The sequence below is a fragment of the Nostoc sp. 'Peltigera membranacea cyanobiont' 213 genome, from assembly GCF_002245975.1.
GTDB lineage: Bacteria > Cyanobacteriota > Cyanobacteriia > Cyanobacteriales > Nostocaceae > Nostoc.
Genome location: NZ_NOLI01000123.1, coordinates 1 through 24,068, shown reverse-complemented (window position 1 = coordinate 24,068; position 24,068 = coordinate 1). Strand labels below are relative to the sequence as shown.

At 38.3% G+C, this 24,068-nt stretch carries 18 protein-coding genes and 4 pseudogenes; 9 read left to right on the top strand and 13 right to left on the bottom strand.

Translation table 11 applies throughout. The features are described from left to right. Window positions 1–302 precede the first annotated feature (302 nt). Both CDG77_RS25765 and CDG77_RS25760 read left to right on the top strand, forming a co-directional pair. On the top strand, window positions 303–713 hold the full coding sequence (locus tag CDG77_RS25765; protein ID WP_094332174.1) for a VOC family protein: 411 nt from the start codon (window positions 303–305) through the stop codon (window positions 711–713). Window positions 714–1,187: 474 nt separating this feature from the next. Further along, window positions 1,188–1,400, top strand: a complete 213-nt coding sequence (locus CDG77_RS25760) for a VOC family protein (protein WP_219852033.1) — start codon at window positions 1,188–1,190, stop codon at window positions 1,398–1,400. Between the two features lie 106 nt (window positions 1,401–1,506). On the opposite strand, the gene CDG77_RS39185 is transcribed toward CDG77_RS25760, so the two are convergent. Beyond that, entirely contained in the window at window positions 1,507–1,794 is a 288-nt protein-coding gene (locus CDG77_RS39185) for a hypothetical protein (protein WP_094332176.1), read from the bottom strand. A gap of 334 nt (window positions 1,795–2,128) precedes the next feature. Here CDG77_RS39185 and CDG77_RS25750 point away from each other — a divergent pair, with 334 nt between their 5' ends. The 3 genes from CDG77_RS25750 (at window position 2,129) to CDG77_RS25740 (ending at window position 5,826) form a co-directional block, all read left to right on the top strand. Further along, on the top strand, window positions 2,129–3,028 hold the full coding sequence (locus CDG77_RS25750; RefSeq protein WP_223269980.1) for an SDR family NAD(P)-dependent oxidoreductase: 900 nt from the start codon (window positions 2,129–2,131) through the stop codon (window positions 3,026–3,028). Between the two features lie 122 nt (window positions 3,029–3,150). Continuing rightward, window positions 3,151–4,473 (top strand): glycosyltransferase, encoded by a 1,323-nt coding sequence (locus tag CDG77_RS25745; protein ID WP_143857092.1) that lies wholly within the window; start codon window positions 3,151–3,153, stop codon window positions 4,471–4,473. An 849-nt stretch (window positions 4,474–5,322) separates the two neighbouring features. Continuing rightward, window positions 5,323–5,826 (top strand): hypothetical protein, encoded by a 504-nt coding sequence (locus tag CDG77_RS25740; RefSeq protein ID WP_143857091.1) that lies wholly within the window; start codon window positions 5,323–5,325, stop codon window positions 5,824–5,826. Between the two features lie 434 nt (window positions 5,827–6,260). On the opposite strand, the gene CDG77_RS25730 is transcribed toward CDG77_RS25740, so the two are convergent. After that, on the bottom strand, window positions 6,261–6,704 hold the full coding sequence (locus tag CDG77_RS25730; protein ID WP_094332170.1) for a hypothetical protein: 444 nt from the start codon (window positions 6,702–6,704) through the stop codon (window positions 6,261–6,263). After that, complete coding sequence (locus tag CDG77_RS36825) at window positions 6,694–6,864, bottom strand: hypothetical protein (RefSeq protein ID WP_190234064.1); 171 nt, start codon at window positions 6,862–6,864, stop codon at window positions 6,694–6,696. Before CDG77_RS36825 ends, CDG77_RS25730 begins: the two co-directional genes overlap by 11 nt. Before the next feature lie 598 nt (window positions 6,865–7,462). Between CDG77_RS36825 and CDG77_RS25725 the strand changes: the two genes are divergently transcribed. The 4 genes from CDG77_RS25725 to CDG77_RS25710 all read left to right on the top strand — a co-directional run bounded on the left by CDG77_RS25725 (window position 7,463) and on the right by CDG77_RS25710 (window position 11,784). Next, window positions 7,463–7,687, top strand: a complete 225-nt coding sequence (locus tag CDG77_RS25725) for a hypothetical protein (protein WP_094332169.1) — start codon at window positions 7,463–7,465, stop codon at window positions 7,685–7,687. Window positions 7,688–7,719: 32 nt separating this feature from the next. Beyond that, window positions 7,720–9,441, top strand: a complete 1,722-nt coding sequence (locus CDG77_RS25720) for a hypothetical protein (RefSeq protein ID WP_094332168.1) — start codon at window positions 7,720–7,722, stop codon at window positions 9,439–9,441. 124 nt (window positions 9,442–9,565) lie between these two features. Then, complete coding sequence (locus CDG77_RS25715) at window positions 9,566–10,651, top strand: HBL/NHE enterotoxin family protein (protein WP_094332167.1); 1,086 nt, start codon at window positions 9,566–9,568, stop codon at window positions 10,649–10,651. A 296-nt stretch (window positions 10,652–10,947) separates the two neighbouring features. After that, a complete protein-coding gene (locus tag CDG77_RS25710) occupies window positions 10,948–11,784 on the top strand; it encodes a hypothetical protein (RefSeq protein WP_094332166.1) in 837 nt (278 codons plus the stop codon). Between the two features lie 512 nt (window positions 11,785–12,296). Here the strand turns inward: CDG77_RS25710 and CDG77_RS25705 are convergent. The 10 genes and pseudogenes from CDG77_RS25705 to CDG77_RS25660 form a co-directional block, all read right to left on the bottom strand. Continuing rightward, window positions 12,297–12,974, bottom strand: a pseudogene (locus CDG77_RS25705) (ISL3 family transposase); the annotation flags it as partial. Window positions 12,975–13,472: 498 nt separating this feature from the next. Next, a complete protein-coding gene (locus CDG77_RS25700) occupies window positions 13,473–13,760 on the bottom strand; it encodes a hypothetical protein (protein WP_094332165.1) in 288 nt (95 codons plus the stop codon). 370 nt (window positions 13,761–14,130) lie between these two features. Beyond that, window positions 14,131–14,562, bottom strand: coding sequence for a hypothetical protein (locus tag CDG77_RS25695; RefSeq protein ID WP_094332164.1), 432 nt, complete (start codon window positions 14,560–14,562; stop codon window positions 14,131–14,133). Window positions 14,563–14,578: 16 nt separating this feature from the next. Then, complete coding sequence (locus tag CDG77_RS25690; protein ID WP_094332163.1) at window positions 14,579–16,606, bottom strand: ABC transporter ATP-binding protein/permease; 2,028 nt, start codon at window positions 16,604–16,606, stop codon at window positions 14,579–14,581. A 141-nt stretch (window positions 16,607–16,747) separates the two neighbouring features. Next, window positions 16,748–17,152, bottom strand: coding sequence for a hypothetical protein (locus CDG77_RS25685; protein ID WP_094332162.1), 405 nt, complete (start codon window positions 17,150–17,152; stop codon window positions 16,748–16,750). A 239-nt stretch (window positions 17,153–17,391) separates the two neighbouring features. Continuing rightward, on the bottom strand, window positions 17,392–19,491 hold the full coding sequence (locus tag CDG77_RS25680; protein ID WP_094332161.1) for a patatin-like phospholipase family protein: 2,100 nt from the start codon (window positions 19,489–19,491) through the stop codon (window positions 17,392–17,394). Between the two features lie 131 nt (window positions 19,492–19,622). Then, window positions 19,623–20,081 (bottom strand): annotated as a pseudogene (locus CDG77_RS25675) (MvdD family ATP-grasp ribosomal peptide maturase); the annotation flags it as partial. A gap of 32 nt (window positions 20,082–20,113) precedes the next feature. Beyond that, complete coding sequence (locus CDG77_RS25670) at window positions 20,114–20,314, bottom strand: microviridin/marinostatin family tricyclic proteinase inhibitor (RefSeq protein WP_223269978.1); 201 nt, start codon at window positions 20,312–20,314, stop codon at window positions 20,114–20,116. Window positions 20,315–20,872: 558 nt separating this feature from the next. Next, window positions 20,873–22,871: pseudogene (locus tag CDG77_RS25665) on the bottom strand (ABC transporter ATP-binding protein/permease). Window positions 22,872–22,998: 127 nt separating this feature from the next. Next, window positions 22,999–24,067, bottom strand: a pseudogene (locus CDG77_RS25660) (ISKra4 family transposase). Between the last annotated feature and the right edge of the window lies 1 nt (window position 24,068).

The following is a 24,068-nucleotide window of genomic DNA, read 5'->3' as shown; positions in this document are numbered from 1 at the left end:
GGGGGGAGAACCCCATAAATAAATTTAGGGGCTTGGAACAAGGACGTATTATTTCTCGCGCTTCGCGTCGACGCTCGCGGACTCGCTTGCCGCCGGCGCTATCGAAATAAATGTTTTTACTTGGAGCATAAATAAATTTATGGGCTTGCAACCCTTGTGGCAGGGGAACTCCAGTATCTTTCTCCCTTGCTCCCTGCTCCCTGCTCCCCTGCCTCTTTGGTCATCAGCAACCGTGCAAATGATGTTTATATGCGAACGATCCGCTCATCAAAACGCAGAATCGATTACAAAAGGAGAAATCAATGCAACTCAATTCTTACCTGATGTTCAACGGCAACTGTGAGGCAGCGTTCAAGTTCTATGAACAATGTCTGGGTGGGAAGATAACTATGATGATGACACACAAAGAAGCACCTTCTGCCGAAAATGTCTCACCGGAATGGCAGGACAAAATCATGCACGCTTGCCTTGAACTAGATGATCGCCTCCTGATGGGATCTGACTGCCCACCAGGATACTTTGAAACCCCGCAAGGTTTCTACGTACAAATTAGCGTTCCTGAAATCGCTGAGGCAGAACGGCTTTTTCACGCTCTAGCAGAAAACGGCAAGGTGAAGATGGCGATCGCGCAAACGTTCTGGTCATCGCGCTTTGGTATGTTGACCGATCAGTTTGGGACACCGTGGATGATCAACTGCGAACAAACCATCTGAGCCGAATGGCACGCTTGAAAAGCTGAAACCTCCTTGCTGGCAGGGTGTGGGAGGTGTAGGAGGTGTGGGAGGACGGGGAAGAAGTCTTACCCCGCACACTCCCCACACTCAAAATCTTGTTATATCAGGGCTTTGCAATTAACAAGCGTGCCATTCCCATCTGAGCTTATACCAACATCTGTCCTTTGTCCTTTGTAAATAACCTGAGTTCGGGATAAGAAATCCTCAAAAGCCTTGAATTATCGTTGTTCTGTCTAAAGCTCTGTTTTCATCTATTGTCAATAAGACATATTGCTGAGATTAGTTTCATTTGTGAACCTTATTGACAAAATGATTCCACTTTTATCCCTGCTTTGATCAATTCCAGTTTTATTCAATCCTGACAGAATAAGCTTTTTAGCTTCTGGCTTAACCTGAACTCAGGTTAAATAGCCACTGACCACTGACCAACAACTAACTACACCAGGAGAAACCATGAGTACTCAAATTTTCGTCAACCTACCCGTCAAATATCTCCAGCAATCGATCGAGTTTTTCACAAAACTTGGCTTTCAGTTCAACCCCCAATTTACCGATGAAACAGCCACCTGCATGATTGTGTCCGAAACCATCTTTGTGATGCTTTTGACGTATGAGAAATTCAAAACAATCGCCTTGCCGCCTAAACGTCTACGCACTCAACTTTAATGCTACCGTTGATTATTTGGTAGGCTTCTTTACCAAAGAGCAACTCCTGTTTGTGACAGTACGTACACTATAAGACGAACGTATTTTTTTTACCTATTCAGGAGTATCACCCACAAAAATCATCCACCCGAATATCCCGCCAGACATCAGAAACCTGCCAGCCGGAATTGCCCACAGATTGTACTGGAGGATTGTCAAGGAATGGAACATAGTCAGGAATTCTAGGCTCAGGAGTAATTACTGGTTTATCCTCAACCACAGGGGCTGAAGAATGGACAGTATTAGCTTCAATAAGTTTGTCTTCTGCCTCCTCGATTAGCTTCATCTGTCTCAGGGTAAGCTTATCAGATTTTTTGATGATCTTCTTGGTATCTATATCATTAGAAGTTTTCATTGGCTGTTCCCTCGAAGGCATTGGCTCAAAATTTGGATGGGTAAATTTGGGAGAAGTTAGGTATAAATAATTTGCACAGAATAAACACTCTACTGCAAAACTATGGAAAATACGAGTCCCAAATTGTAAGAATTTATCTTTTTCGATATAAATCTCTTTTTCGGGCAGATGCCCCAGCATAATCTGTTGCACAGATGCAAGCATTAAGCGTAAGCGTAGCTCGCCGCAGGCATCGCTTCTTTCCTCATGACTGTAACTCAAGATTGTTTTGCGGTTTTGACTCCTAATGAGCAGATAATAAAGGGTTAAGAGTTCTCGCTGTGGAGGAACAGCGTTGAGAAACTTACCAAGTGATAAAGGCACAATCTTAGTAGTAGATGACGAAGCCAGCATCCGCAGGATTTTACAAACGCGTCTTGAGATGATTGGCTACAGTGTAGTTACAGCTAGTGATGGTGAAGAAGCTTTGTCAGCTTTTCGCCTGTTGACCCCTGATTTAATAGTTCTGGATGTAATGATGCCAAAACTAGATGGTTATGGTGTCTGTCAAGAATTACGGAAACAATCAGACGTACCAATTATCATGCTCACAGCTTTGGCAGATGTAGCAGATCGGATCACTGGACTGGAGCTTACTGTTATTGGTTGCGCCCGTTCATCAGATGCAATCGATAAAATACGCCAAAAGTTTAGTGCGCCCAATGATTTCACATCTGTAGATGTAGCAAATGAACAGCTTGTAGAAAAATGGGCAGAACATATACTGAACAAGTATGAACCGCCGGATATAGTGATAAATAATGCGGCAATTACTAATTACCCAGCACCTTTGTGGGAAATACCTTCTGAAGAATTTTCGGTTCTAATAGATATTAATATCAAAGGAGTAGCAAATATAATTCGCCATTTCGTACCAGCAATGGTAAAAAACAAACGGGGCATTATTGTCAACTTTAGTTCTGGCTGGGGACGTTCGACTTCAGCCCAAGTTGCACCATACTGCGCTTCTAAGTGGGCAATAGAAGGATTAACTCGTTCTTTGGCACAAGAATTGCCAACTGGTATGGCAGCTATACCCCTCAATCCAGGTATTATTCATACAGATATGCTTTCTATTAGCTTTGGAGAAGAAGCTGCTAATTATACACCCGTGTCCGATTGGGTGTTGAAAGCTGTTCCATTTATTCTCAATTTAAAACCCAAAGATAACGGGATTCCCTTGACCATTTCATGAGATTGATCATGCGTGAATTGTTTTGACCAGTTACGAAAAAACGGGCTGATCTAAACTGTATTGGTTTATCGCCCAGAGGCACAGGAAATTAGTACAATTTTTGAATACTGGAGTTTTCATTTTTGAAAAAGCATTTGAGCCAAAGTCTACCTATAGCACCAAGCCGAAAACTGAAGATTACGATCCTAACAGTAGGTTCAAGGGGAGACTTGCAACCATACTGCGCTTTGGCTATTGGCTTGAAACGTGCTGGGCATGAAGTAACGGTTGCAACGCATGAGAACTTTGAACCATTTGTGAGGAAGTTCGATTTAAAGTTTGCAGCGATCGCTGGCAATATGGAAGAGTTTCTGCAATCGAAACAAGGGCAGCGATTGATTGCGGGAGAAAAGTTGAAAAAAGAAGAGGCAGATAAGCTTTTACTTCAACAGTTGGAATCAGCTTGGAGTGCGTGTCAGGGAAGTGAGGTAATTATCTACACGCCGTTAGCTACCTTTGGATATCATATCGCAGAGAAATTAGGCGTACCTTGCTTTTTTGCATCAGTTCTGCCGTTGAGTCCTACAGGGATGTTTGGGTTTTTGAGATTTGCTCAAATAACTAAAAACCCGCTAAAGAAAGCGATAAACTATGGTAGCTACTTGCTAGTAGAGTTTTTGCACTGGCAAAGATATCGTCCACTGCTCAATCACTTCAGAACAGAAACGTTAAAATTGCCACCCTTGCCATATTTGGGCAGACGCTTCAGACAGAAGACTCCGGCGAATGTATCACGAATCCCTATATTGTATGGATTTAGTTCGCACGTCATCCCAAGACCCCGTGACTGGCCTGCATGGGCGTATGTGACAGGTTTCTGGTTTATCGACCAAGCCTCGGAATACGAACCACCCCTGGAACTAGAGGATTTCCTTGGACGAAAGAAATTACCTTTGTGTTTTGGATTTGGCAGTATGACAATGCCCAATCCAGAATATCTCACACACTATATTGTGGAAGCTTTAAAGAAAACCCGTCAAGGCGGGATTATATTATCTGGCTGGGGTGACATTGGAAGAACAGTGAATGTAAAAGATTCGCTACGAGTGTTCGTGATCAAGGAAGTTCCTCATGATTGGTTATTTCCTCAAGTGCCAGCAGTAGTACATCACGGAGGAGCTAGTACAACGGCGGCAGTGTTACGTGCGGGGACACCATCAGTTACCGTACCCTTTTTTGCAGATCAGCCAGTTTGGGGTGAAAAGCTAACTCGGTTGGGAGTCAGCCCTGCGCCGATACCGTACCACAAGGTATCAGAAGAAACTCTAGCGGCAGCGATTGAAATCGTACTGGGCGATGAGGTGATGCGGAAGAAAGCACAAGAGTTAGGTGAGAAAATCAGGGCTGAGGATGGTGTAGCGAATGCTGTTGAAGTTTTCCATCGCCATCTAGGTTTGATTGGGTGAGAAATTGCAGCAAGGTTACAGGCGAGGATATTGGGGGCAATGGAACGAGAGTACAAGATTGAGTGGAAGCGGAAGAGGTGATGCAACCAGTAAATTCCCTTCCTTAAAAAAGGATAGCTGTCAATCTATCTAAAAAAATAAACAAATAAACTTTATTATCACATTAGTACTTTTTTGTCAGCTTTCAATCGGTAGTATTTATTATGAACATTTTTAAAGAAAAGCTAAATATATTTACTTGATATTTGATGTCAGAGCTAGTTAAATTAAGGTAATTCTTAGTTCTAAATACGGCAGACAAATACTCAATTTCCCCAACTTCCTAAACGATTAAAAATTTGTAACAACAGAGATTTTCAAGTATGCAATTTTCTCATAAAAGCTAATCAAGTTCAGTCGAGTAATAAACCACAGTAATAAGTGTTTTAAATAAAAGATTTATATCTTTTAACTTTTCCCTATCTTCAGGAAATAAAGGAGTTTATTCATGAGTAAAGGTTGGAAAGCACAAAAATTTTTTATAGCAGTAATATTTTACTTGATGCTCTGGTTGCGACCAATTTTTTTTAATACTAGGAAAGCTACTCGGTGGCTTATTTCTAATAGTTTTTATTATGGGAGTTATTCAAAAATTGTTCATGAACATTTCTTTAGGCTGGAATTCTGTAATTGGCTTTGGATTAACTAGTTTTATTGTATTTTGGTTAACAGAAAAATATGATAATATTCTGCTCAGTATTAATCCCACTGGAAATACTCTTATTTTGACAAAATAGAAGGAGATGTGCAGAATTAAGCTAGGGAGTAACACAGTTTAGCCAGAAAATTGAAAGTGGATGACACAAATCTTTGGCTTATATAATAGTGGGATTGTTCATTAAAAATACCGTTGTTACCTTATTTAAAAAATCTGTTTTTAAAGTGAAAAGAAAATTTAAGTATCCCAAAAGTTTTTTATATTGGATGTCAAGTTTAAATTTAATAATAAATATGTTATGGCTTTGTGAACCAGGAAATGCAGTTCTTACTCCTCCATCGGAGTTTGACGATGCTCCATTGGAACCAAAAACTTTTGGCGTTCTTGTCTGTAAATCACATATTACAGCTAGATTAAAAGAAATGTATTTAAGCGCTGCAAATAAAAAAGTAGATAAAATTATTTACTTGGATGACACAACAAGAAGCTACTATGTTTCTAATGATTTTAAAGGCATCCGTGGAAAAGGAAAGTTTCAAGAGAGCAATAAATGGAAAGAATTTAGTTACTACTGTCACGTTAGTTATACGTTAAGTTCTACTTTGGAATTAAAGGAAAAAATCTTTGTTTTTAGAGCAGGATTCACTGTTAAATAGCTTTAAGTGAAGAAGGCAGTTCTTGCTGAGGACAGAAGGCAGAAGGTTTGCAATCAGTGTAGGCTTCTCTTCTCTACGAGAGGCTGCGCCAACGAGACGCTCCGCGAACAGACATACACTGATTGCAAGATACCTGTGGCAGAGATTTTGGGTGTGGGACTTCAACTCTTACTCCCTTCGTTCGTGGCAGAGGACAGGAATCAGAATTCCATAAAAGCCAACTGAGCCTCCTGCCCTCTGCCTTCCCCCAACCAAGATCACCGAAAGTTGCCAAGAACCCATAAATTGAGCAACCCGCTTTGAAAGCATAAACCAAGCAATTTGCTCAACTTATGCCTACAGTTGTAAGTAGATAAAAAAGTCCAACAATTCTAGTCTCTCAAAGCATTGATTTAGAGTCGAATGGCACTAAGAAAAGCCGAAACGCTTATCAATTAAGCAGTTTGCAATTGTTTGCATAATTCGTGCCGGGGTTTGGTCATCAAGGGGTAAATTTTGGGGCGACGTTTACGGACTCGTGGTTCACTACGACTTGGGCGTTCGGGAACAGTCTTATGAGCAATAATTTTAAGTAACGTGCGATAAATTTGAAGACGTTTAGTTGAAGTTGCGACTAACAATTCGGGAATAAAGTTATTTAAATGATGGCGAGATGGCGAGTACCTTGCAGTGATAGGCGTAATGGAGGAGTACGGTAAGTAGTACATTAATTTTTTAATAGCGACTATATCGGCGTAAGCGCAAAATGCTCTATCTCCTAAAAGGATATCTCCATGATTAACAAACTGGTAGAGTTGACGAGCGAGTTTAATATCATGAGTGTTCAGAACATCGATACATAGAGCAACAGCGGCTCCCGTCGCTAAACTAAATACCACACCAATTTTCGCCTACTCCCAGACCAGCCAAATAAGCAATGATTTTACTCACTGTATTATGACAACTTTTATCACTATCTAAAATTTGACTTAAAAACGCCCAAAGCGTTACTAGTGGGTCAAATAATCCCTGATAATATCTAATGTTTAGCTCCTTCATCGCTTGCTCGATTACGCTTGTTGTGGCGGTTTCCGGCAGAAAAATCGAACGCTGTTACGTGAGGCTATCGATAAAATCGAGTATTTGTTAAGTTCAGTATATGTACTTCTAAAATAGTTGACATACATCTATCTTAGGATATACTTGATTCAGCCTACACAACCTGATAATTAACTGTTTTCAACAGTATGATAGCAATGCTCATACTAAGTATTATTTTTATCAGTCCATAGGTACACATTATTAAATTAAAAAGCATGAGACTAAATTCAGGGGTATCTGTCCATTTGTTTGGATAGAATTTGCTCTGTGTCGTTAGGTTAGCCGCACCGCAGATATCGAGCTGCTTTGTTGCAACGATGGCGCAGCAATAGCAAAACAAACTCTACTGAAGGATACTGTTTTTGCACGAATATACAGCTTTGTAAGGGTTACAGATGTGCCTGATCTACGAAACTTTTGCAAAAACTACACTTCAACAGCAGAGATACAAAACATTTTGCTTTACAGCATTATAGCTAACTCGAAAAATTCAGTAATAGATTTTTGAGACTGTTTTAAGGGTATAAACATCGAAATGGAAAAGGAGTAGTCTATCATGCCTTACTTAGTACAAAAAATGAGTTCTGGTACGTTGCCACCAAAAACTTACTATCGAAGACAGACAACTGAGCATTCATCCCATGATGAGACAGGAAGATTCACGCAAGATGCAAAAAGAAACTATGCAGAATTCAATCATATTTCTGAGGATCAAGTTGAAGTTGGTACATTCAGAAGCGGACAGGGTATTCCTACAGACAAGGGGACTTTTGAAATTTAATTAATTTGTCAAATTAAGAGGAATATAATTTTATGCTACAGGTAATTGATGAGGATAGATCAGCTTTTTCCGACATACAACAAGGGGGAATCATTATTGTTCCTTGGATTACTGGGATGGAAGCTGGTATAGGTTATGATTCCCTAACACAAAAGGTAAAAGGAAAAGCTGGTGCTACCCAGGCTGACTTATCTTGGAACACTGTTACTGCGTCTTCTCAAACTTATAACAGTCAAATTCGACGCATAGAGAGCAATGAGGAATTAAGTAATAGTCTTGATATATCTACTTCAGTTAGCGGAAGTTACGGAGCGTTTAGTGCTACTGCTACAGGAAAATTCATCAAGTCACTTACAGTGACTTCTTACAGCATCTATTTTCTAATTAATTCCTTTGTGCAGAATTCTGAAAAAGTAGTCAGTAAATTTTTTCTTGATGAACATGAGTGTAATCTCAATGCTGACCAATTTTATCAGAAATATGGCGATTACTATGTCTCAGGAGTCATTAGTGGTGGTTCTTTTCTCTCCTTGTTAGAAATGCAAACTAATAGTAGAGAAGTTAAAGAGCAAATCTCTACCAGCTTAGAAGCTAACTATGACGCGAAAGCTTTTTCTATTGGGGGTAAATTCTCAATGGATATTCAAAATGCCTCTAAATACTCAGGTGTTCAACTTCAAGTCCTTTTACAAGAATCTGGTGTCTCAGGTGCAAGTGATGAGCTAAAAGACGGTGGTACAGTCGAGAATCTAATAGCAGCGGCTAATGGATTTCCAGATCGTGTGAAAGATGGTGGAATGCCTCTTTATGCAATCCTTACCCCTTATTCAGTTCTCCAAAAACCTCCCCAAACTCGCAATTTTATTAATGTTGGAGTAGTAGAAGCACTCAGACAAGATATGAATGCTATCTACCTGCGAGCTAAAACCATATTGGAGTCAGTTACTTATGCTCTAAATCATCCATCTCAATTTGCTGATGAACAAGACAAGTTTAATCAGATTAAAAGCCAAATGGAACAAATTCTAGCCAAAGTAGCTAAAGCCAATAATGATTTAAGTTCTGGTCAAGATTTGGAGTTGGTACAAAAAGAAATTCCTGAAATGCCAAATTTGACCCTGATTCCTCAACAATTATGGGCTGAAACAAAAGATAATATTGCTCCTCCTGACAATGTTATTCCAAGTACCATCCGTTATAAATTAGCAGATGCTTACGCCTATCTCGGGAAACTTAATGATGAGCCATTGAGACCTAAGCTGAAAGCTTATTTAGATCAAATTAGTCAAGATTTAAGCAGTAATTTTGGGAACAGCTACGACCTTATTTCTAAGTTCTCAACAAATGTGAGAACTTTGTTGGCAAATCCCTTGTCCAAGCAAACTCGAAATAAATTACTTGACGTTATTCAGAATGATCTGGTTAGTCATCAAAATACTTGGTCGGATGCAATCACAAATCAGAAAGCAATGTTTGCTGAAATTGATACCAATGATCAAGAAAAAAATGATCAACTTCAAGTGATTAAAAATCTCAATTCACAGATTTGGAGTACCAGTGAAACTCAATACGGTGGCACTGCCTACTGGAGTCGTATGGCACAAATTATTGATTCATTGAAAACAAATATAAGCCACTGGGATTCAAAAACAAGCGGTGAAGAGTACATTTCCTTTAAAACGGGTTCATGGAAGCAGTTACAAGGAAAATTTCAAGATGCAATGAAAAATTTTAAGGTGTCTCTTGGGAATTAATCAAGATTGCTCATAAACTTTCCCATGAAAGGTAAATTTTAGAAAACCTTTCCTAGTCAGAGATTAAATTTATCTCGTCCACATAAAACATCAATCTAACCTATTTTATACAAGGAGAAAAATCATGGTTGACAAGGGATTAGCCAGTATCATTTTTACCCCAGATACTTTTAAAGAAAATAATAAGCCATTGTTAACGCCTGCTGATTGGCATCTGATTCAGTTATCTCTTAATGATTTTATTAATTTGCCAATCACTAAGGATAAAATGCCTTATGAAACCGTACTATCAATTTATCAAGAACTTCATGAAAGTGCTGTGAGTTTCCATGACAGAACATTACCGAAATCTTATAATCTTGCTGGCGATCTGTATGGCTATGGAAAACAAGCACAGGTTTATTTCCAAACTGTCGTAAAATTGCTTGATGCTGATACTCCTCATTGGGATTCCATTCAGAATTTATTGGGTAAGTTACGTGATACAACGACTAATTATCGAGGCAACGCCAAAGATGTTTATGACCAGACTAAGGATTATGGTGAACATATTGCCTCACAGCAAAATCCTTTAAAAGATGCTGTTAAAGCAGAGAATGAGATTATTTATGCTAATGGTGGAGAAGTTAAGCAATTAAACAATGACATTCAAGGTGAAAAGGATAAGATTGATGCGGCACAGACAACAATCCTTAAGGATCAACAAGATATCAAAAATATTGTGTACTACGCATGGGTATGGCCAATTGGTTCGATTGTTGCTATAACTATATCAATAGACCGCAAGACAGATATTCGTCAACAACAAGGGATTATCAATCAGTCTCTAGCCGTTATCCATGACAAAACCGTTAAGATTGAAACAATTAACCGAAACACAGCACAAATGACGACCACAGTAAAAACTAATCGAAATTTGCAACAAGATATTAGTAGCACGCTACCCTTAATAACGAAGATCCAAGATGCTTGGAATACAATTTACGTTGAATTGGATAAAGCTATTACCAATATCAATACTGATAGTGATACCAAACCAGATGTTGTAGTAACAACGGCTAATCTCACGACTGCTGTTAATGAGTGGCATGATGTTGCTAATGATGCCCATGACTATATGATGAACTTTCATATAGTCGGGATCGAGCAAGCTTCAGATGAGGTCAAAGCTCAAGCTCTTTCGGGCTTATCTTCAACACTCACTAACTAATTGATTCACTCAACTTAAGGCAATGAGGTAGTTTAGAAATAATAATCTCTGAGCTACCTCATTAATAAAAATTCAAGACAACGTCCTAAAATCTGGATTGAAGACTGATTGATAACTAAGAGGTTGTTTAAAAAGTGGTTAGTAATAATTTTTGGCACTTTTTGATCCCCTCTAGCCTCCCTAGAAAAGGGGGGAACCAGAATTCAAGTCCCCTTTTCTAGGGGGATTTAGGGGGATCTAAAATTTTTTACTACCCACCAGAGGACTTTTAAAATATCCTCTAAAACTGAAAAGATATGACTGACAATAACTTAGCCAACATTCTTTTTGCTCCTACTCCATTCAAAGACGATAATAAAATACTAATCTCTTTGTCAGAATGGCAATCCATTCAATCATTACTTAATAATTTAAGGAGTCTGTTAGATTCAATTCTCTCAAAAAATTCAATTCTCTCCGAAATTTTAACCAACGTTCCCTCAATTAACAATCCTTATCAAATTTTACAGGATATAAATGACTTAACCCATAGTTTTATTGATAATACTTTGGCAGCAGTTTATCAATTGGCAGGAGATTTATATGATTATGGAAAAAAAGCAGAAGTACATTTTGGGTCTGTTATTCAACTTCTTGGCTTGGATACACCAGATTGGGAAAATATTTGTCAATTATTAAATGGGTTACAACAAATTAATACTAATTACAAGGCTAATGTTCGAAAGACTTACAATGGATTGTTTAAATATGTAGATGTGCTTCAAAAACATAAGACAGAGTTAGAATCAACTCAGGAACTTTTAGCTAAAGCACGTCAATCTATCGTCACTTTCGGCAAAAATACTTTAGGTATTTTCGATGAGTTTATCTGTCAGATGACATCTTTACTTGATATCACCACTAAATTATTAGATGAAGTACAAAAAACATTACCATTGATTGTGAAATTGGAAGATGTGTGGGGAACTATTAACACCGAATTAGATAAAACAATTTCTAATATTAACACGTTAAATAATACCAATACTGACATGGTACTGACAATTGCAAATCTTAATGTAGCTGTTAATGAGTGGCATGATATTGCTAATGATGCTCATGATTTTATGATGAACTTCCATCTTTTATCTTAATCAACGCAGAACGCTGATGTTTACTGCCAGTAGACTTGTCCGTAAATTTATAATCCAGTTTGTACAAAAACTGAATGAGTTACGAACAAGGCACATATTGTTTGACTACGCAACAACAGGTCTGCGTTAATCTCCTCCGTAGCTCAGGGCAAACGCATCTAAGTATAGTACATAGATACTAAATAAAGGATAAAGGCAGCGATCGCGTGTGGTATGAAGGATAAGCAATGGGGCATTGATGGTAATGTCATTGTAAAAGTAACAATATTGCCCAAGAAAAGCGTGAAACTCAAGCCCAAAATTACAATTGCTGATCACTTTGCACAGATATCACAATACGGTTCGGTTAAGCTCTAAGCAGTGTTATATACAGAGAATTTGAGTGTTTCAATTTTAGCCCCAGATCCCTTATGTATGGGTTTCTTGGAAGGAAATTTAGCTCTAGTTTTTTTACAACTCGCGGGTTACTTCTACCTTCACACTCTGGTATCTGTTCATCTAGAATTTCTACCATCTGGTGCGCCTTGACGAATACCACTTTCATAAGTTTTTGACCGATCTCGTGAAACGACTTTGACACCAGGGTGAGTTTTTAACCATTCTGCCAAGGTTTCAGCCTTAGCATCTTTTAGTAGCGCAATTGGTCGTCTGCGCTCCAGGTCAATTAGTGCTGTGCCGTAAGTTTTACATTTACGAAAACAGAAATCATCTACCCCAAGAGTATGTGGCGTTACGATTGGTGGTAGTGGGATGGAGCGGACTAAATTTAATAGTGTATTGCGAGAAGTTGTTACCCCCAATTGCTCTGAGAGTCTTATCCCTGCTGCACCGCCCAGAGATAAACCAATTGCGCTCAGTCGTTGCCCTAAACGCAGAGTCCTTCGCGCCCAAGGTGCGGTTACACTTGTCAGCCTTTCGGTAAAGATGCGTCGTTTACATAAAGTGTTAATGCAAAAAAACTTTCGCACCCGTAACTGTAGGGTAATGCTGTAATCAGCCCAGGGCAGGTCTGTTAACTTACGTTCGTAGCGGCTATGAATTCGGTGAGTTGGTTGATTACAAACTGGACAGTTAACTACTCTACTGATTGCGGAAACAATCAAATTTATCTGAGTTTTTATCTTGTCAAGAAGGCAATTCTCAAGTTTCAGATTGGTTGAATCTGGTAATAAGTGAGTTAGCACCGACATAGGACTTGCTGAGGCTTATCCCTCAAATGTTTGATGGAGTAAAGTTTGAAGTATCTCAATTATATCTTTCTGACTTCCGACTTCTGCCTTCTGCCCTCTGCCTTCCCCCAAGTGAGATCACCAAAAGTTGCCAAGAACCATAGAAACTATTGCGTTGCCGATAAATTTTGCTTGTCTTTGGTATCGCCTCTGATGCCTAATCTAGCGATACACACTTACAGGGTGCTAACTTTCAGTTATAGTTAGCCGTAAGTTATTATAAGCACGATGCAACTATAACTTTGACTTGGTGCAAAGATAGTTTACAAAAGTTGCTCAGGCAGTTGCCATAGGGCGTGGTTTAACGAAGTATTGAGGGGCAGGCTGCACAAGTATGCCTTCGGGAAAACTTTTCTCCCTTGCTTGATGCCTGTCCCTCAATCCCTAAGATTCGGATCGTGGATAAATGCAAGCGCCTTGATGGTCAACCGTCTGGGAATACAAATTGCCTGCTTTAAATTAACTACAGAAATCATCCACCCGAATATCCCGCCAGACATCAGAAACCTGCCAGCCGGAATTACCCACAGATTGTACTGGAGGATTGTCAAGAAATGGAACATAGTCAGGAACTCTAGGCTCTGAAATCGCTACTGGTTTCTCCTCAACCACAGGGGTTGATGAATTGACAGTATTAGCTTCTTGAAGTTGGTCTTCTGCTTCTTCGATTAATTTCATCTGTCTCAGGGTGAGCTTATCGGATTTTTTGATGATTTTCTTAGTGTGTATCTCATTAGAAGTTTTCATGGGCTGTTCTCTCGAAGGCATTGGCTTAAAATTTGTCTGAGTAAATTTGGGAGAAGTTAGGTATAAATAAATTGCACAGAATTAACAAGGTACACCAAATCGATGGGAAATACGAGTCCCAAATTGTAAGAATTTATTAATTGTGTACAAATCTCTTTTTCGGGCAGATGCCCCAGCATAATCTGTTGCACAGATGCAAGTATTAAGCGATCGCTTCTTCATCATGACTATTGTTTTGCGTTTTTGGCTCCTAATAAGCAGATAATGGGGTGTCCATCTGTAGCTCCTGCCTGCCTAAAAAAGGTTGACAACCATATTGAGAGACTTAACGAGAAAATTCTAGTTTTACTTTATGCAACACAACCAAGTTTTATAATCCAAAACTTGGGTTCTTATTTATTTTTGTCCCTATAATTGATTGCTCTTTATCCTTTATGACAAATTTCGAAGTATTAATTGTAATAACTTCATAAATTTCTGGCATAAACACAGAGCCTAAAGTAGCTATGATATCTGCAATAGAAATCTTAAAAGCTAATGGTATCTGGAAATTAAAAAATGATTTCGGCATATTTTTAACATTTAAATATAATTTTTCTTTGCTGACATACCATACCCCAGTAAATTTATTACCTGTTATTAGTTCCTTTGGCTTGGAGAAAAGCAATATTTGAACCCTAGTTTGCTCATAAGTCATATCATCTTTAAATTCAATAGTGATTTTTTCTGAAAACGTATTAAAACGCCATTTACCCAATAGTAAAATTTCTATTTCTATATCAGAAAGGTTGCTATTACTCATGTTTCTCCTGAAATCGTTAAGTTCTTATCCATTTCAACACCTCCGGGTCTTTCTCATAGCGGTAGGTGAAGCCATCTTTAGTAGTAATAGGCTTGCCAAGGCTAGCCTTGCTTCTGATGGTGTTAATACTAGAGTCCGTTAATGCTTGCATTTCTTTATGAGAAAGCCCTACAACTGTGCCTATCTCTGTAAATCTTTCTGGTTGTCTCTTGGATTTACTATTGGGTGTAACATCTATTGTGATTTCGTGCTTTTCAAGATTGTTTATGCCAGTTTGTTTTCCTTTTTGCAACTGATAATCCTGTACACGAAGAAGTTGCCAACTGGAATCTTGTGACAATTCCAAAACCCATTGATGATAATTAAATAAGCTTTCTCTATGACCAACGCTGATAAAAGTTGTTTTCGTTGATTGTAACTGTTGATATAAATTACCCTCGTTATTTAAATCTAAAGCACTCGTTGCTTCATCTAAGATAGTGAAACTAGGATGTGTAATTAATAGCCGGGCAAAAGCGAGGCGTTGTTGTTCTCCTAAAGACAATATATTTTCCCAAGGAACTTCAGTATCAAAGCCATCTACGCGGGTAAGTAAGTGTTGCAGGTTAACTTGTTGCAAAATGTGTTCAAGTTCTTTGTCGCTCATTTCCCTGTTTGTGTGAGGATAAAGCAACTGTTGGCGCAAAGTCCCTAAAATGATATAAGGGCGTTGGGGTAAGAATAATACTTCTTTTAGGGAAGGACGCACGAGACGACCAGTTCCCGCATTCCACAAACCAGCGATCGCTCGCAACAGAGAACTTTTACCTCGACCACTGGGACCGACAATCAATAAACCTTCTCCCGGTTGAACAGACAACGATAAATCTTCAACGATCACCTGTTCATAATTTGGTGTTTGTAAAGTGACATTCTCAAAAGCTAAACGTTCATCTTCTATAATTTTAATAGTGCTGACGTTTTCTGGTTGTTTACTAGCAGCCTGTAGCGCATCTGAGAACTCTGCTAAACGCTTTACATAACCAGAAAATCGCCCCGAAATCCCAAACTCAGATATTAGTTCTCCAAGAGCATTAGAAAACATAAAGCAAGCAAAACTAGCTTGGTTAATTTGTCCATAATCAATTTGATCCTGAAGAAACAGAGGTGTAAGAATAAACATCGAGAATACGCTAATAGCAGACTGATATGCTCTACCAAAAGCGTCTTGTCCCCTCTCTAAATTCACCCTACGTTCAGCAGTTTTTAAAACATTATTAAATCGACGCTGAATTATATTTAATTCTTCATCTTCTCCCTGAAAAAAAGCGATTGATTCAGCGTGATTACGAACATGAGTTAAGCAATAAGCAAAATCTGCTTTAAATGCAAGTTCTTCTTGATTAACTTTATTTATTCCTCGATTCAAGTAAACAGCTATTAAATTACCTATAATTGTATAAATAACTAAATAAATTGCGATTTGTGAAGAAACTGTCCAGAGAATTATCAAAGAACTTCCCATTTCTAAAGATTTTTCTAGTAAAGAAGATGAGAATCTCAAGCCAATACTAGTAATGGGTTCTATTTCTTGGGATAAGCGTTGATCTGGATTATCTATATCAGATTTAAAATTGATTTTATAATAAGCTTGATTGCTTAAATATTTTTCTAAAACATGAAGATTGAGCCATTTATACCAGTCAAGAATTACTTTTTTTTTGACATATCTCAAAAGAGTTACTAATAAGACCATCCCGACAATAATGAGACTGGACAGCCATAAAGTACCATTATATTTATCAAGGTTTCTCTGTTCAATAACAATATCAATTACATAGCGATTCCAGTAACTATTTGCCGCATTTGCACCAACAATCACGACTATTAATAATACTAAGAAAATCAGCATTCCCCATGAGCGAATCACATCTGAAAATGCTCTTCCTTCTGCTTTTGTTGGATACCAATAAGGACCAGCAACTACTTTCACATCCTGCCAAAATTGAATCAAGGCTGAAAAAGGATTTATTGTATTTTCCTCACGCACAGATGGAGTTTGCATATTCTAAAAATGTAGCCGTTACTAATTACACAGAAACTTTGAAATGGCCTTTGAGAATCAGGTTAGACTCAAAGGCCATTTTTCCTTTTAGATAAGTTCAAAAGCTTGTATTATAAGCTTTTTGACTTTTGTCTTACGGTACTAGATCGATGGTTCCTCATCAACAATTTCGACTGTTCTCGGAAAAGGGTCTTGGTCAGGCTCAGTGACGACTACTGGGCTAATATGATGTTTCAGTTTGAGCTTTAACTCATCTGAAATGGGCAATTCTTGAATTTCTTTGAGAAGAAATCTGACAGATTCAGTTTTGCTACGTTCTGTATAGACGAGCTTGAGAATGTTTTCAATTCCAAATCCCGCTATATATTCCCCTAGAATGGCTACCAGCCCAAGCAACCCTAAACCTCCTAAGAGTCCTAAAGGCCCGCCCAGCGTTGAAAGCATAGCGACAACGGCGGCGACATTACCCCCTGATGCACCAGTTGCAATCACGAAAAGTATGCCAGGAAGACCTAAACCAGAAATTTTTTTGACGAGTTCATCCATTGTACTTACCTACAATCCTTATAAAGTGAAAACATGACTAATACCAATTCGCAATGGGCTAACGCCCCGCTCCGCTAACGCAATTAAAAAACTTAGAGATACTTCCCTTTCGGGGTTTACATCTGTTTCGTAATTTAAGTGAATTGGTATAAGAGAGTCATTACTAATTCCTTTTGTGAAGAAATTAAAAATCTTACATCTTGCACCAGCTAACTAATGCAAGATGTAAGGAATCTGATTTAGCCCAACAAAAGACTACACAGTTCATCGATTTGTTGACTTTTGTTAGATATTAATCGATGGGCTATAGCTTGTAGCTGACGAGTATTTTGGAGTTTGGTATTATCTATTTCTTCTAGTTCGCTATCTAACAATGTTTGAAAGCGATAATAAAAACTTTGAGCTTCTTTTTCGCTAGGTTCAAACAACTGTTCTAATTCTCCGGCTACCACTTCACTACTACCGTCAAACATAATATTTAAAAGCGGTCTTCCCCATTGCAAGAGTCCCCAATTTTTGACTTCTTTATAAGGGTAGACACTCGTCAGCGAACCTGTACCTAAAGAAACTACTAAAATATCTTCTGTATTGAGGAGTTTTTGAGCTTTTTGTTTACTACTAATTTGTGCTTCTAAAATAGCTAAATGGGCTGGATTATTAGCAAATACTCCACCATCGATTAAAGTATAGGCGATGCCGCTATTGTGGGGGTTTACAATCCGGTGAGGAGCAAAATAAGTCGGAGTGGCACTAGTTGCCAATGCTGCATCTAGGAGCGAAAAACCCCCACATAACTTCTGAAAATTCTTAGATTCTATTTGCTGTTTTTCTAGTTTGTTTGTAAAAAATATCGGAATTCGCTGCTCGATATCGTAACTCGTTACAAAAACTTCTTTGAGATTATTTTCTATAAGGGCGTTACCAAAATATTTCCTGAAAATTTCTTCTTTGCTTTCGGAAGGATATTTAGGCTGGAGAAATATATCCTCTAATGGGCCAAGTAGTCTTTCAAACAACGGCTCATAAAATATTTCTACCCCATACTCAAGAAAGAACTGTAGGAGATCCTCACCAGTGTATTCAGCTACTGGCAAGTTATCAGATACATCAGAACTTAATCGGGGTTTAGTTAGTCCAAGTGCTAAAATTCCACCACTGGAAGTCCCAGTAATTAAATCAAACAAACTGAATATAGGCTTTTGCGTCCGCCTTTCAATTTCTGATAGGAGTAATGCAGGAATAATGCCTCGAATACCGCCTCCATCAATGGAAAGTATTTTATATTTGGGACGGGCTTCTGTATTCATAGTTTCTGGCGATTCCTCCTGAGTTAATATTTGTGCTTGTTGGATATTGACGGGATCTTCAGTTTGGTCTGCTTTGGTTTCTTCGTCATGTGGCTCGAGAGCGCGAGCAGTTGGAATAATCTCGGATTCTTCGCTGTTTGTTTGTGTCTGTTGAATTTCCTTTGGTTGGTTTTCGTCGTCGCTTACTAACGATACCGTTGCTGCTAATAAACTTGTGGTTAGTGGTGAGATATTTTCTTCAGGAATAACTGCTGTCTCAGTTTGGATCTCTTCAAGTTGAATATCTTCTTGATTGGATAATTCTGCTGCAAATGGAACTGGATTTGATGATTGTGTTGCAAATGGAATTTCTGCTAAAGTCCAAATAGGATTACCACGAAAATTTCCTTGATAGGACTTTCCAGCTTGGTTTTTGACAGTTGTACCTTGCCCATCGTCTAATTTCCAGTAAGCCACTAATCCTGATTCATCCCCGACTATTAGCCCACAACGATGAGTCTGGATTTGTGCTTGAGTACAGGGAGAATTCCAAACGCTAATATTTGCTAATTGTCCTTTGAAATAGACTTGTTTGTGTAACGTTGCTCCCAGAGTTATAGAACTTGTAGCTTTGTTTAAAGATGAACCTCTGAGAGAATCGCTGTATTGACGATCGTCAAGATATACGGTTAGCTGACCACTATTAAAAACAATAGCAACAAAGTGCCATTGCCCTATAGTTAATTCTCCTTGCCCAAAGGTTTTGATATTTTTGTTAACACTTTCATCAATGTAGACATCTAGGCTTCCTGTTTCACTGATGCCAAATTCAAAATTATCGCTGAATCTCTCTGAAGAACGGGCAAAAAATACATTCCGCGTCCCGTAACTAGTGGCTTTATTTGTTAGTTCATGTGGATTTACCCATCCTGAAACCGTAAAAGCTGAACTCCCTTGAGCGAAAACGCCGCCAATATCGTTTCTGCCAAAATCTATATAATCATTTACCCCATCAAATGTTAAAACTGTTTGTGTATTTACTAGGTTTATCACAAGGGTTTAATCTCCAAATGTCAATAATTTTTACTTTTAAATAAAGGATTTAATATTAGTAAAGTTAATAATAAAAAGCCACTAACACCTTTCAAAATAGAAGACAAGAAAAATACACAAGGCTCAATTCCCTAATTTTTATTAGTCAGTAATACTTCTGCGATCGCCTGCGAAATGGGGTAGTGTGGTGGATATATCTCCATCCCAAAAAATTCCCCGACTGGGTTAACTTCGAGGAATACATGGCAACCATCCGGCGTGACAATAATATCAATTGCTCGATAGTTTAAGCCAAAATAAGCCATCAGTTTGAGCAGTTTTTTCTCAATATCTTCTGGCAAGTCGTAGGGTTGCCAATTTTTAACTAAGGCTCTCCCCTCTTTGCGCCAGTCGTAAGTAGATCCTTCTAAGGTTTGAGAATCTACTGCGGCAGTAAATACGCGATGTCCAATAATAGTTGTCCGCAACTCCAGCGCCTTGGGCACCTTTTCTTGAAAGGTCATCGGACAAAAACGCAGCCCTTCCATATTCTCCAGATCGTCATTTGTAACTGGAGTCGTAAACACAACGTTTTCTCGTCCTCGATCATCAAGGTACTTTCAGATGTAGAAGAGTAAATAAGTTATTTATCTTCCAAATCTGAAGGAAACTTGTAAGTCCAAGGGACTTCTGTTCCTTCAGTAGCTTGCTCTTCCAAGAAACGCGCAAAGAATGGTACCGCTACAACATTCCCTGTTTTGACTGTGTTTTTAGGCATAAATTTTTCCTGGCAGTAAATTGTTTTTCTAACTAAAAATATATCATTAATTAAATATATTTTCAAGGTTAGTTAATCCAGTTAAGAAATAATTAGTGTCAGGTACTTAAGAAAGTTAAGAAAATTAAGAAAAAATTATTTAATAATTATCAAGTTAAGTAATCAATATCAAACTCTAGCAATTTTATTTGATTATTGAACAAGTAGGGGTGGGTTCGCCGAGATCATCATTAGTAATTAATAACATTTTTAAACCCGCCCCTACTCTCAGACCAAACGCATCTAAAGTATAAGAATCCTTTAATAGCAGGGTTTCAGCGTTTCTTGAATTAACCTATTTTTTCGTCAATATCCTGTATCCAGCATCAGTTTTAAAAATACCGTGCGTTCGCCCTACCCATACTCTTGCTTGTTTTCTTTGCCGTTAACTTCTTTCATACATAATTATGTTTAGTAATAAACCAGATTCCTATACACACTATTCATAAATCATTAGTGAACAACAAAAACCCCGACTTTTTTAAAAAAGCTGGGGTTCTGAGCAAGGACGATTTTTATAAATCAAAATAGAAAACTATTCTTTCACAGGCAATACTTTAACAGACTGAACAGATTATCTAACCGCTAAACTTTCAACCATTTCAACATACTTGGGTTCTTGTCATAGCGGTACGTCAATCCGTCCCTAGTAGTAATAAAATCTCCTTTACTTGCTTTACTTCTAATAGTACTAAGGGAATAGTTAGTTAATTCACTTATTTCCTTATGAGAAAACCCTTCACTTGTGATTGCTTTCATCAATACTTGTTATTGATTTTGCGACTCATTATTAGGCGTGCTTTGAATATTTATTGCTTTTTGATTTCGATAATCCTGCACAGTCACCAGTTGCCAACTAGAATCTTGCGAAAGTTCTAAAACCCATTGATGATAGTCAAATAAACTTTCCCGATGTCCTACACTAATAAATGTTGTTTTCGTGTCTTGTAATTGTTGATACAAGCTTCCTTCATTTTGCAAATCTAAAGCACTAGTTGCTTCATCTAAGATAGTAAAGCTAGGATGAGTAACTAACAGTCGTGCGAAAGCAAGACGTTGTTGTTCTCCTATCGATAATATATTTTCCCAAGGAACTTCTGTATCAAAGCCATCGACTCGACTCAGTAAGTTTTGTAGGTTAACTTGTTGCAAAACTTCTTTGAGTTCTGCGTCGGTCATTTGACGACTGGTATTAGGATAGAGTAACTGTTCACGCAAAGTTCCCAAAATTATATACGGGCGTTGAGGCAAAAACAAGACTTCTTCTAAAGGAGGTCGCACCAAACGACCAGTTCCCGCATTCCACAAACCAGCGATCGCTCTCAATAGAGAACTTTTACCTCGACCACTAGGGCCGACAATCAATAAACCTTCTCCCGGTTGAACAGACAACGATAAATCTTCAACGATTACCTGGGCATAATTCGGTGTTTGTAAGGTGACATCCTCAAAAGCGAGACGGTTTTCTTCTATTANTTTTAATAGTACTGATATTTTCGGGTTGCTTAGTTACTTCTTCTAAAGCATCTGAAAACTCAGATAAACGCTCAACGTAGCTAGAAAATCTTCCCGAAGTCCCAAATTCATCTATTAATGTGGCGATACCATTAGCAAACATACTGCAAGCGATAACTGCTTGATTAACTTGTCCGAAATCAATTTCACCGCGAATATATGCAGGTGCAAATATTAAAAACGGAAATATTTGGATAATAGACCGATATCCTCTGTTAAAAATGTCTTTATTTCTCTCCCAGTCAATCTTGCTTGCAGAATTTTTTAGGAGATTATTAAATCGGCGCTGAATTATATTTAATTCTTGGTTTTCTCCCTGAAAAAAAGCTATCGATTCAGCATGATTCCGAACATGAGTTAGGCTATAAGTGTAGTCGGCTTTAAATTCAAGTTCGTCTTGAGTAATTTTATCTAATTCTCGACTCAAGTAAACAGCAATCAAATTGCCTATAATCGTATAAATAAGCAGAATAACTGCGGCTATTTGGGAAATTGACCAAAGAATTATTAAAAAAGTTGTCATTTCCAGGACTTTTTCTAAAAAAGTAGCTGCAAAATTGAGAGCAATCCTGGTAATAGGTTCGATTTCTTGGGATAGACGTTGATCTGGGTTATCAATATCGGATATAAAATTGATTTTATAGTAGGCGCGATTGCTCAAATATTTTTCTAAAATCTGCTTATTGATGGATTGATACCAATCAAGGGCGATTTTTTTTCTGACAAATTTAGTAAATGCTGTCAAGAGCGTGACCGAGAGCAGTCCAATGCCGTAAAGCGATAACGCCTTGAAAAACTTAGAAATATCTTTATCTTGAATTATGACATCAATTAAATAGCGATCAACAAAGCTATTAATGGCAGTTACGCCCACAAGCCCAAAGATTAATAAGATGAGGAGAGTGAGCATTCCCCATGAGCCAATCACCTCTGAAAATGACCTTCCCTTGGGATCTGTTGGATACCAGTAAGGGCCTGCGATCGTTTGAACATTATCCCAAAATCGAGTAAAACCTGAAACAGCAGGCGTATTTGTTAAGGGGCGATCGCTAACAACTTTAGTTTGCATATTCAAGAAATATAATGGTTCTCATTGCAGGTTTGGAAAATTGTGCCAAACTTCTGGATTAACAATATGAGGTGGCTTTTACCCTGAAGCACTTGCAGTAGGGAGCATCCACTTTTGGCAGAAACACTCAAATAGCAAGTAAACCATTAAGATAAGCACAACGAATAGAGAGGATGTGATTAACACTATCAACATTCCACTGTGCGCCAGAAATTTTAATCCTCGCACCAATTTGTTTAATAGCAGATTCAACTGCTCCAGAACCAATAGAACAGAGTTGTTCAGCCTGGTAATAGGCATAGTTGACAATACGAGAGCGATGTTTTTCAAGATACAGCACTTACGGCAGCTATGAGGTACATCCCCAAATCTGAAAGCTTTGATAGGAGAGGGCAAGGAAAAAAACTGTATTGCATAATAGCCGGAAGCGCTGTAAGCAATGAAGTTCTTCGCCTGTTTACCTCGGCAATGAAGAAATAAAGCTTGAGTATTATCTACCTGACCTTGCCATAACAGAGCTTCAGCAGCTTTTAGCCGCTTTAAAGAACCGCCAACTTTATAGAGATTTTCTTTGAGGTGATACCAATCTAAAATTTCCCAACGTTCAAAATTTTCACTTTTACCAAACTCTTTGACGAGATTCCACACACCATCATGACCATCACCCAAGCAGACTAACGGATTAACAAGACGCTGGCTATTGACATAATCAACTAATGACTGGTTGTCATCAAAAAACGCACCATAGTAAATCCCTTGTAGACGAACAGTTTTATAGTCTCGCCAGTGACAACCTGCTTTCGGTTGTCCCCTAAGTCGGACTTTTCCCCCATCCACACTCACTTCTGACACAGCTTGTTTTGCAAATGGTAGCTGAAAATCCTGTTCGAGAACTAGTTTTTGTTGTGTCGTGTGACCAACTTTCACCCCTGTTAATGCCTCAATCTCGATTTCTGCTTTTTGGTATGATTCATTTGCTGATAGCCTTAAACAGCACTTTTGAAGTAATGGACTTAAACGACTTCTTGGCTTTAAACCTAGTCTCATAAGCTGTTTGGCTTTTAATTTCAGTTCCCCTACTAGGCTTTTGATTTTCCTGGTTTTACCTACTTTGGTTCCTGTTTTTTGTTCGATAAAAAAAGGGCTATTTCTGGGCTGACTAGTTCTAATACTTGACTGCGAACTGTTTTTTCTATG

Coding starts and splice junctions, on each gene's coding strand:
- CDG77_RS25765 (WP_094332174.1), top strand. CDS start 303: ATGCAACTCAATTCTTACCTGATGTTCAACGGCAACTGTGAGGCAGCG.
- CDG77_RS25760 (WP_219852033.1), top strand. CDS start 1,188: ATGAGTACTCAAATTTTCGTCAACCTACCCGTCAAATATCTCCAGCAA.
- CDG77_RS39185 (WP_094332176.1), bottom strand. CDS start 1,794: ATGAAAACTTCTAATGATATAGATACCAAGAAGATCATCAAAAAATCT.
- CDG77_RS36825 (WP_190234064.1), bottom strand. CDS start 6,864: ATGAAGGAGCTAAACATTAGATATTATCAGGGATTATTTGACCCACTA.
- CDG77_RS25725 (WP_094332169.1), top strand. CDS start 7,463: ATGCCTTACTTAGTACAAAAAATGAGTTCTGGTACGTTGCCACCAAAA.
- CDG77_RS25720 (WP_094332168.1), top strand. CDS start 7,720: ATGCTACAGGTAATTGATGAGGATAGATCAGCTTTTTCCGACATACAA.
- CDG77_RS25715 (WP_094332167.1), top strand. CDS start 9,566: ATGGTTGACAAGGGATTAGCCAGTATCATTTTTACCCCAGATACTTTT.
- CDG77_RS25710 (WP_094332166.1), top strand. CDS start 10,948: ATGACTGACAATAACTTAGCCAACATTCTTTTTGCTCCTACTCCATTC.
- CDG77_RS25700 (WP_094332165.1), bottom strand. CDS start 13,760: ATGAAAACTTCTAATGAGATACACACTAAGAAAATCATCAAAAAATCC.
- CDG77_RS25695 (WP_094332164.1), bottom strand. CDS start 14,562: ATGAGTAATAGCAACCTTTCTGATATAGAAATAGAAATTTTACTATTG.
- CDG77_RS25690 (WP_094332163.1), bottom strand. CDS start 16,606: ATGCAAACTCCATCTGTGCGTGAGGAAAATACAATAAATCCTTTTTCA.
- CDG77_RS25685 (WP_094332162.1), bottom strand. CDS start 17,152: ATGGATGAACTCGTCAAAAAAATTTCTGGTTTAGGTCTTCCTGGCATA.